Source organism: Candidatus Protochlamydia sp. R18, assembly GCF_000648255.1.
Lineage (GTDB): Bacteria > Chlamydiota > Chlamydiia > Chlamydiales > Parachlamydiaceae > Protochlamydia > Protochlamydia amoebophila.
In genome coordinates, this window is the sequence record NZ_BASL01000775.1 from 1 (window position 1) to 1577 (window position 1577).

A 1577-nucleotide genomic window follows, 5' to 3' on the forward strand; every position below is an offset into this window, starting at 1 on the left:
TAAATCAGACGTCTGATTTAATAAGGTGCTCACGACTGTAGATTCTAAATAATTTTTTAAAGCGTTTAAGTGATATTGATGGGCAAAATTCAAAAGTTCTTTTAATTCTACTAGACTGTCTTCGCTGGAATTAAATAGCTCAAATTTCTCTGATTTATACCCATCAAGCAGCTGTTGTTCTAAATTTTTCACCACTTCTGTTAGTTGATAATAATCGGCTCGTTGAATAATAGAAGGGATTTCTTCTAAGGGAACTTTAAAATGAGCATCTAGCAAGCAGTGGAATAGACAAGTAAACTCTTTTTGGGTCAAAGCAAGAGGAGTTTGAAGAGTTTCTTTAAAATTGCCTGACCACAGATTCTTAAAATAGGGCGATTGTTCTTTTAACAAATCCAGTTGAGAACTAGAAAGATGCAAAAAAGTGCCATCTTGAAAGTTCAATTTAAATCCTGAAGGTAAAAACAAAAGCACAGAAGGTTGAATTGTTGACTCAATTTCTTCTGAGGAAAGGTTATTTGAAGGATTTAAGTCCGCAGAAGTATTTGGAGAGTCTGTTGCAAGTTTATTTTCACTGGCAGGATAATTACTTCCTTGTTGGCGAGTCTTTGGCAAAGAAGAACTGGGATTTAAACTTGATAATAATGAACATAATCTGTGATTTGTAGCGTCGTTAGAAACGGCAATTTCTTTTGTTCCCCAGAAAATTTCTCTCCACTGTGATTGAAGTTGCTTCTTGTTGACATTATTAAAGAAGAGATTTAGGAAGCTTTGAAAAATTATTTTGCATAATAAAACAATGCGTTCAGAAAATTTTAAATGTTCGTTCGATAGGTTATAAAAAGGAACATGTGGATTGACTGTGGGAGTATTAATATTATTGTGTGTATTCAAAATTTACCACCTGAATTATTCAAATAAGAATAAACTGTATATTATTTATAATATTATACGAATAAAAATCATTTAAATATTAATGAAATTAATTGGGTTTAAAATAAAAATTGTTTTTATTCATCATAGATGAAGCATGTGTTAAGCTTTAATTAAATTTCAAATATTTAATCCCTTGTTTGTATTATACTATTAAAAACTCGTAAGAATCGATATAGTTTAAATACAAAAGTTTGATCTTTAGTACGAAGGTACTTAAGCCTATTAGATTAGTTATGAAAATGCGTTAATTCAGACGGATACAATATTATATTTAATTGAATTTAATTGTGCACTTACGTGGATATTTGACAAAAGGAATAATCAATGGCTTTTGCAAGATTTGACAATCTGTTTAAATTTAACCGAACTAATTGTTTAAAATTTGCCCAAAAAACTTCAATTGGATTTAAATCAGGTGAATAGGAGGGAAGAAATAAAATTTTACATCCGGCTTGTTCAAGTAGATATTTGGTTTTTTTAGATTTGTGAAAAGTAGCGTTATCCATAATAATCACTTGTCCAGTTTTAAGCTCTGGAATTAATATTTTTTCTAACCATGTATTAAATAAGATCGTATGACACGTTCCTGTATAGCAAAAAGGAGCAAAAATTTTAGATTGGCATTTAGCTGCTATAAAGCTTTC

General features: G+C 30.0%; 2 protein-coding genes. Both read right to left on the bottom strand.

The genetic code is table 11. The annotated features are described in order from the left end of the window. The coding region (locus TY19_RS10425) for a BTB/POZ domain-containing protein (RefSeq protein ID WP_042282360.1) at nucleotides 1–891 on the bottom strand (891 nt) is incomplete at its 3' end. A gap of 335 nt (nucleotides 892–1226) precedes the next feature. Next, a partial coding sequence (locus TY19_RS10430) for a transposase (protein WP_042282362.1) occupies nucleotides 1227–1577 on the bottom strand: 351 nt, incomplete at its 5' end.